General features: G+C 52.6%; 8 protein-coding genes. 3 read left to right on the forward strand and 5 right to left on the reverse strand.

Going from position 1 to position 7,607, the window contains the following annotated elements; genetic code table 11:
* The first annotated feature begins 21 nt into the window (after positions 1 to 21).
* Both LQZ19_RS04600 and LQZ19_RS04605 read left to right on the forward strand, forming a co-directional pair.
* Complete coding sequence (locus LQZ19_RS04600) at positions 22 to 948, forward strand: permease (protein ID WP_411046480.1); 927 nt, start codon at positions 22 to 24, stop codon at positions 946 to 948.
* 20 nt (positions 949 to 968) lie between these two features.
* On the forward strand, positions 969 to 2,189 hold the full coding sequence (locus LQZ19_RS04605) for a pyridoxal phosphate-dependent aminotransferase (protein ID WP_411046481.1): 1,221 nt from the start codon (positions 969 to 971) through the stop codon (positions 2,187 to 2,189).
* Here the strand turns inward: LQZ19_RS04605 and LQZ19_RS04610 are convergent.
* The 5 genes from LQZ19_RS04610 to LQZ19_RS04630 form a co-directional block, all read right to left on the reverse strand.
* The gene (locus LQZ19_RS04610; protein WP_411046482.1) at positions 2,186 to 3,370 is read right to left on the reverse strand and encodes a PPC domain-containing protein; all 1,185 of its coding nucleotides are present in this window, start codon (positions 3,368 to 3,370) and stop codon (positions 2,186 to 2,188) included. The genes LQZ19_RS04605 and LQZ19_RS04610 overlap by 4 nt on opposite strands.
* A complete protein-coding gene (hisS, locus tag LQZ19_RS04615) occupies positions 3,367 to 4,662 on the reverse strand; it encodes a histidine--tRNA ligase (protein WP_411046483.1) in 1,296 nt (431 codons plus the stop codon). The genes LQZ19_RS04610 and hisS overlap by 4 nt, the downstream gene beginning before the upstream one ends.
* Before the next feature lie 23 nt (positions 4,663 to 4,685).
* On the reverse strand, positions 4,686 to 5,495 hold the full coding sequence (locus LQZ19_RS04620; RefSeq protein ID WP_411046484.1) for a PilZN3 domain-containing protein: 810 nt from the start codon (positions 5,493 to 5,495) through the stop codon (positions 4,686 to 4,688).
* Between the two features lie 34 nt (positions 5,496 to 5,529).
* Complete coding sequence (locus tag LQZ19_RS04625) at positions 5,530 to 6,219, reverse strand: HEAT repeat domain-containing protein (protein WP_411046485.1); 690 nt, start codon at positions 6,217 to 6,219, stop codon at positions 5,530 to 5,532.
* Positions 6,220 to 6,314: 95 nt separating this feature from the next.
* Positions 6,315 to 6,929: a hypothetical protein gene (locus LQZ19_RS04630; RefSeq protein WP_411046486.1), complete on the reverse strand. Its 615-nt coding sequence runs from the start codon at positions 6,927 to 6,929 to the stop codon at positions 6,315 to 6,317.
* Between the two features lie 80 nt (positions 6,930 to 7,009).
* Between LQZ19_RS04630 and coaD the strand changes: the two genes are divergently transcribed.
* Positions 7,010 to 7,483, forward strand: coding sequence for a pantetheine-phosphate adenylyltransferase (gene coaD, locus LQZ19_RS04635; protein WP_411046487.1), 474 nt, complete (start codon positions 7,010 to 7,012; stop codon positions 7,481 to 7,483).
* Positions 7,484 to 7,607: the final 124 nt, after the last annotated feature.

Here is a 7,607-nt window from a genome sequence, read left to right on the forward strand (position 1 = left end):
GTTGATACATAAGGAAAAGATGTGACCGGTGATATTGGGCTAGGGGAGCTGCTCCTTAGGGAGTGGACCTATTTCTGGAGTTATTTTTCCCTGCAATTCGGCCAGATTGCGGGGTACTATGCCTTAGGCATGGTTCTGGGTTCCCTGATCTCCGTTTTCGGCAAGGAGAAGATCCATGGGATGTTCGCCGCCATGCGTACCAGAAAGCTCGGTGTCCTGGGGCTCGTCCCCGCGTCCCTTTTGGGTATCGCCTCGCCGCTCTGCATGTACGGAACCATACCCATCGCCGCCTCCTTCGCTGAGCAGGGTATGGAAGAGGATTGGCTCGCCGCATTTATGATGAGCTCCATACTCCTCAACCCCCAACTGCTCCTCTACAGCGCCGCCCTGGGCAGTACCGCCATGATCATCCGCCTTGTTTCCTGTTTCCTCTGCGGCGCCGTTGCGGGGCTCTGTATACGTATCTTTTATAAGAACCGGCGATTTTTTAGCTTTACAAGCTTCGGTAAAACCGTAAATCGGGATACGGATCCGAATATTTTCCTGCGGCTCCTGAAAAACATAGGCCGGAACTTCAAGGCCACCGCCCTGTATTTTGTTATCGGCGTGGCCCTTTCCGCCCTGTTTCAACGCTATGTGCCTCCGGACGCCATGGCAAAGCTATTCGGCAGGGGGAACCGGGGTTTCGGTCTCCTGATGGCCGCTACCATCGGGGTGCCCCTCTACGCCTGCGGGGGCGGTACCATCCCGCTGCTTTTGGGCTGGCTCCAGACCGGAATGAGCATGGGTTCCGCTACGGCCTTCATGATCACCGGTCCGGCAACAAAGATCACCAACCTGGGGGCAGTAAAGATTATCCTGGGGATGAAGAATTTCATTCTCTACATAATCTTTACCATCCTCTTTGCATTACTGAGTGGGTTTGTGGTAGACTACATAATAAATTAGATACGGATAAGGAGAAACCTATGGCCATAGCAAAGGGCGTAAAAAACGCCTTAAGTTCATCCTCCATGATACGCAAGATGTTTGAGGAGGGAAATCTTTTAAAAAAACAGTACGGCGCCGATAAGGTCTTTGATTTTTCCCTGGGGAATCCTGATGTTGAGCCGCCACCGGCTTTCCACCGGGTATTCCTGCGCCTTGCCCAGGAGGATGCGGAGGGCAAAACCAAGGGCTCCCACGGCTATATGTCCAACCCGGGTTTCCCGGCGGTGCGGGAGGCTCTGGCGAAAAAGGCTTCCCGGGAGCAGGGGGTCAAACTGGAGGGGTCCCACATCATCATGACCGTGGGCGCTGCCGGAGGGCTCAATGTGGTATTCAAGACCATACTCAACCCCGGGGACGAGGTTCTTGTACCCCGGCCCTATTTTATGGAGTACAGGACCTATACGACCAACCATGGTGGTGTTTTGCGGGAGGTGGATTCCCTGCCGGATTTCAACCTCGACCTGGAGGCCATCCGGAATGGGCTGAACGAAAAAACTGCGGCGGTGATGATCAACTCACCCAACAATCCCACGGGCCGGGTCTACCCCGCAGCAACACTAACGGCTCTGGCTGAAATCCTGGAAGCCCATGGCAAAAAAACCGGCCGCTATCCCTTCCTGGTGGCGGACGAACCCTACCGGGAAATCATCTACATCCCCGGCGGAACCCCGCCTGTGCTTTCGACCTATCGGAATTCCATCAGCGTTACTTCCTACTCCAAGAGCCTCTCCCTGCCCGGGGAACGGATCGGCTATATCGCGGTAAACCCCGGCATCCAGGACGAGGAGGATCTCCTGAATGGCCTGATCTATGCCACCCGGGTTCTGGGATACGTGAACGCCCCGGCCCTGATGCAGCGTATCGTGGCGGAGCTTACGGAAGAATCGGTGAATGTACAAATTTACGCCCGCCGCCGGGACGCCTTTAAGGAAGTCTTGGATAAAGCGGGCATCCCCTATGCGGAACCCGAGGGCGCTTTTTACCTGTTTTGTAAAGTACCGCCCAAAAAAGGCATTGACAGTAACGCTGTGGGTGATGACGGCGCCTTCGTGAACCACTTAAAGCAGTACCTGATCCTGGGTGTCCCCGGCAGCGGCTTCGGCAAACCCGGCTGGCTCCGTTTCGCCTACTGTGTGGACGAAACGGTCATCCGCTCTTCCGGGGAAGCCTTTAAAAAAGCCGTGGAGACCTGGGCTTAGAATTCAAGGTGCAGCGTATAGCTTCCCCGTTCGCCCTCGTAGCCCCTGACTTTGATGTAGACAGTTCCGGCGGGAACGTCCCGGGAAATACGGGCGTTGCTGCCGGAACCTGAGTCGTCATCCTCGTCGAGTATTTCGCCTTCCCCATCGTAAAGGGTTAAGAGGGTATCCATTCTGCTTTCAGTATAGACCTTAAGGCGGCCGGCGGCGGGGATTTCCAGGCGGTAGAAGTCAACATCGGATCTGCTCCGGAGCGAAGCGGTAACCGGCTCTGAACCCAGCTCAAGAGGCGTGGCCTGTTCAATAGAATCGTTGGGTTCGGTTGCATCTTCCTCCACCGCTTCAAAGCTTGCCCGGAAACGGTAGTCCCCGGTTTCGCCGGACCCATAACCCCGGACTTTGACAATAAAAATCTGGCCTGCTTCGGCGTTAACTTCAATGCGCGGGTTGGAACCATCACCGCTGTCATCATTCTCATCAAGCTGATTGTGACCCGATTCGTCGTATAACTCCATATACGGGTCAAAGGAACTGTTGGCGGTCTCCAGGACCAGTTGTCCGGCCCTATCGGAGCTTACCTGGAACCAGTCTTCATCCCCTTCGTGAATGGTCCGGGATATCCAGGCGCCGAGCGCCGCCGTCACGGGAGCATCCCTGCTGTCCGTCTCGTAGCTGTCCCGCCGGACCCGGCCTGAGGATGATGACGAAGAAACGGCGGTCAGATCCTCTATAAAGGAACCCAGCACAAAATCGGTGTTCCATACGGCGCTCAGGGACGAATCCTGGGAACGGGTGAGCTTGGTGTAAACCCGTATATTGGAACCAAGCTGCAGGATTTCCCCGCTTAGGGTATAAGCGTTTTCACCGGCGGCTCCGGTAACAGGACCGGTGATGATAGTATACCCGCTGCCCCCCTGGTTGACCAGGACGGCGGCAAGTTGGTTTGTCAGATAGGTTCCGAGGCTTGTATCGCTCCCCTCAAAGGAGAATTCGCCAAACCGGATCCGGAGACCGGTCCCAAGGGTTCCCAGCTTTTGGATAATAGCGGCGCCCAGTTTTGCCGCTTCTCCGTCCAATTGTTCCAGGGTTTCCACGGCCGCCGGGCTTTGGGCAAAGATGGGCGCCGACAGAAATGCTGCCAGGAGAAGGCCGAAAAGGACCCTCTTGGTTTGATAGTTCATGATATATCTCCTTTTTTTAGTAATTCAATAATACTATCCAGGGCAAGCCCCTCACTGTTTTTCCGGGCTGCAAGGTTCCGCAGGGTAAGGGCGCCGCCATCCGGTATGATCATCCAGGGGATCCCTTTTTTTTCCGCCAATATAAATTGCTGGGTAAGTTTTTTTTCGTCCAGGAATACTTCGCAATTAATCCCCGCTTCCCGAAGCTTCTGCCCGATCCCCTGGCTTATCCCGCCATCCTCTTCCCTGATACAGGCCACCGCAGCCCGGGCGTAGCTTCCCCTGCCTTTGAGTTTGCCCAGGCTTTCCAGGCCGGCGATAAGCCGGTCCAATCCTATGGAGGAGCCTACCCCGCTTAGTTTTTCTTTTGAGTAGAGCCCCGCCAGATCGTCGTAGCGCCCGCCGGAACATACCGAACCGATTCCCGGCAGCTCATTGAGGAAGGTCTCGTACACCACCCCGGTATAGTAATCAAGGCCCCGGGTAATCGAGGGGTCCAGGGTGAAGGAATCTGCGGTCCCCGTATCGGTCATAAAGCGGCGGATCAGGCTGAGCCGTTCCGATTCGGGGCAGGGCCCCCCCGCAGCTTTAGTGAGTGCCGCAAGGGTTTCCTCAAAACTTCCGCGGGGCGCTATGTAGTCCAGGATGCTCCGGGCATTTTCAGATCCCACCAGGGTTTCCAGGGTTTCTAACGTAGCATCATGTCCGACCTTGGAGAGCTTATCCACGGTCCGCAGTATTTCTACCGATTTATCCGAGACACTAATCTTGCCCAGGAAGCGGTTAAACAAACCCCGATGGTTGACCCGGATGGTCAGTTCCCCGGCGTTTATATTTTTCAGGGTACTTTGGATCATCAGGAGTATCTCAAAATCCGCAGCGGCAGTATCGCTGCCCACGGTATCAAAATCGCACTGGGTAAATTCCCGGTACCGGCCCCGCTGGGTATTTTCTCCCCGCCAGACTTTGGCAATATGGTAACGTTTGAAGGGCAGGGATAGTTCCTCCCGGTGCTCTGCGAGAAAACGGGCAAAAGGGACGGTTAGATCAAACCGGAGGGCCACATCCCGGCCGCCGTTATCGGTGAAGCGGTAGATCTGCTTTTCCGTCTCGCCGCCGCCCTTTCCCAGAAGTATTTCTGCGTACTCCAGAGCAGGGGTGTCGATAGGGACAAATCCAAAAGAACGAAAGGATTCTTCTACCTTTTCCAGCAATAAACGGCGTTCAATCTCCGAGGGGGGGAGAAAATCCCGAAAACCCTTCAAAATTCGGGGTTCAATTATATCTGACATGTGATCTCCGATTCAGGGGTGAATCATTTGGCAATCTTCACCGGATTTCTGATAGTGTACCAGTAGTCATCTATTATTTCTACTAGTTCCGGCGAATAAGTGAGGTTTGATACGGTCCGGACCGGGCCCTGGGGAAGGATATCGGCGGAGGCCACGGTTCCCGTCAGGAACAGGCGGGCTTTTTTAAAAATAACTTCATAGGTCACCGGGGTTCCGGGAAGGCGAACAGGCGTCCCTTCGGCTTCCATGTGTTCAATGCTCTTGGAAGTCAGGCTGAGGATTTGTATTTTCCGTGTCTCCTTCCCCGGTTCGGAGATCACCGATTCCAGATTATACCCCAGCTGTTTGGCCACCGGGGATGTCATCTTTATCAACATGCTTCCGTATTCTTCATACTGGACCTGCAGCCGGTCCTGGGTTTCCAGAAATCCGCCCAGCAGTATGATTAATTCCTCCGGGTTGGTTTTAAAATCCGCCACAAAGAGCCCCACATTTTCCCGGCCCTTCATCTGCCCCAGGGAATTAAGGGTACAGCGGAGCAAAAACTTAGCCGGCGACCGGTTGGGGGGGACAAAGGAAATAGAAAGGCCGATGATGGTATTTACATACTTCTGAAAAAAGATCAATTCCCGCGGGGTAATGGTGGCGAGAAAAAGGGACCGCTTAAAACCAAACTGAAAGGGGATACAGAGGATGCTGTATTCTTCTATTTTGAAGAAGCACTTGTTTTTTTCTACCCCCAACTTTGAGAGCGCATAGGGGGTGCAGGTAATGGTCCGATCACCGTACTTTTCCAGAAAGTTGTTCGCCGTTCCGGTTGTTGCACTGGCCATATCCTACACGCTCCTGTCAGGGTATCCGGTCGAATTATTTACTGTACTGCCGCAGATCAAAAATCAGCTGCCGCGCCCGGTCCTGAACCGGTTTAATGTAATGTCCGTCGGCAATACGGAGTATGGTCCTTACCGCAGAGGGATCCTTTAAACCGCCATTTTTTTGCGCCAGGATCTCGAAGGCTTCAAGGGCGGAAAGGGCCAGAAGGTTATCCGGGTTGAGCACATCAAAACGGGTCACTACCCAGGAGATGGTGTTTGCCGTTTCCTCATTGTCGTTAAGGCCGATTTTTGCCAGCGATTTAACCGCTTCGGTAAGCACCATCGGTTCCGTTTCCGCCAACATGATCTTCAGAAGGGTGTTTTTAGCTTCCGGAGTACCGATTTCCCCAAGATAGGCCGCTGCTCGAGCCCGGACATCGGGGAAGTTATTCATCAGCCTGCCGTTTTCCCGAACTTGGTTGGTAAGTCCTTCCAAGGAAAGGTATTCAAGGGCCGTCCGCACATCTTCGCTGGTATTGCCATGGTTTATCGCGTCGGCGATATATTCCAGGGCAACCAGTTTCGTATCCCGTCCATCAGCCTGGCTCTGCTCCCGGATAATCATATTTTCAATAGATTCCTGGAGATAAGATTCTTCAACGGACATCTCCTGTGCAATCCCCAGGGATATCGTAAAAAGTCCTGCGGCAACTACCGCTAAAACACGTTTTTGAGTTATCATCAAATAACTCCTCCTATTATTTATTTAAATCCCCCGAATAATTCCTATTCATGGCGTCTTCGGGGCATCGTAAAATGCAAATCCCTCCTGAAAACTCAGCCGGAAAAGGCAATTTTCCATGCGCCACCATCCCTCACAAATTCAAAAAGCCGTAAACGCTGTTTCCGGGCATTTATAGTATAAGCCTTTACCCGGTTATGGCTTAAAAACTCGATATCGTCAAGGGATGCGTCTGTCCTGATATTCTCCCGGGAGGCAACCACCACATAGGTAAAATAATCCAGAGAGGTCTTAAGAACGATATTCTGGCCCTTCAACTGCCGGGACGATTCGGAAAGCTCCGCCAAAAAAGCCGGTGAATTGATGGTTTGGATAAAATCATCCGCCAGGTAATTAATCCATTTGGCATAGTCCTTTGCCCGGATAATCCGATTAATATCTTCGATAAGGCGCTGCATCTCCTCCTTGGTGGAATTAAACTCTTCCTTGGTTATGCTCTTGGGATCAAAATCCGCCGTATTTTCCACAGCTACGACATCCTCCACAACTGCCTTTTCCTCCACAACTACTGCCGCCGGGGTTTGAACCACCGCCGGCTCCTCCTGTTTCGGCGTCTCAAGCTCCCGGACAATTACTTCAGGTTGGGGCGTCGGTTTACTGGTACACGAAAAAATACCTAATAATAAAATAATAATTAATAGAGCTTTCATATCAACCTCCATTCTAGCATATCCCTTTTTTTTGTAAAAGACTAGAAAATAGTAAAAAAAAAGCCTAAAGTGATAATCGTATGTTAAAAGCTGCCTTTCCCGGATCCTTTGATCCCCCTACCTTCGGCCATCTTGATATAATTGAGCGGGCAGCCGCTCTTTTTGACGAGTTGACCGTGGTTTTTACCGAAAATCGCCAAAAAAAGAGCCTTTTCCCCCTGGAAGAGCGATTATCCATGGTTTCGGAGCTGGTCAAACCTTGGAAAAATATTACCGTTGAAAGTTCCGGGGCGCTTACGGTGGATTTTATGAAAGCCCGGGGCATCAAGGTACTCATCCGGGGTATCCGCGGGCCGGTCGATTTTCCCTACGAATTTGACCTTTCCCTCTGGAATAAAACCCTATACCCGAATATGGAGACCCTGTTTATGACCTCCGCTCCCCGGTATGCCCAGGTAAGTTCTTCGGCTATTAAGGAGCTGGCTTCGTTTCACAAGGACCTTTCGGGGTATGTGCCGTCTTTGGTTGAGGCGGCGTTGAAGAAGGTTTTTTAGTTATTTTTTGTTATTTTATGTCGTTTTATGTGTAATCGGCAAAGACGGGCGGAGGGAGGGGCATCCCCAACCGAGCACGCAAGTAGAATTCGCTTGCGGAGCCCCTGCGGGTCTCCTCCAGCGA

This window comes from Treponema primitia (assembly GCF_046533075.1).
Lineage (GTDB): Bacteria > Spirochaetota > Spirochaetia > Treponematales > Breznakiellaceae > Termitinema > Termitinema primitia_B.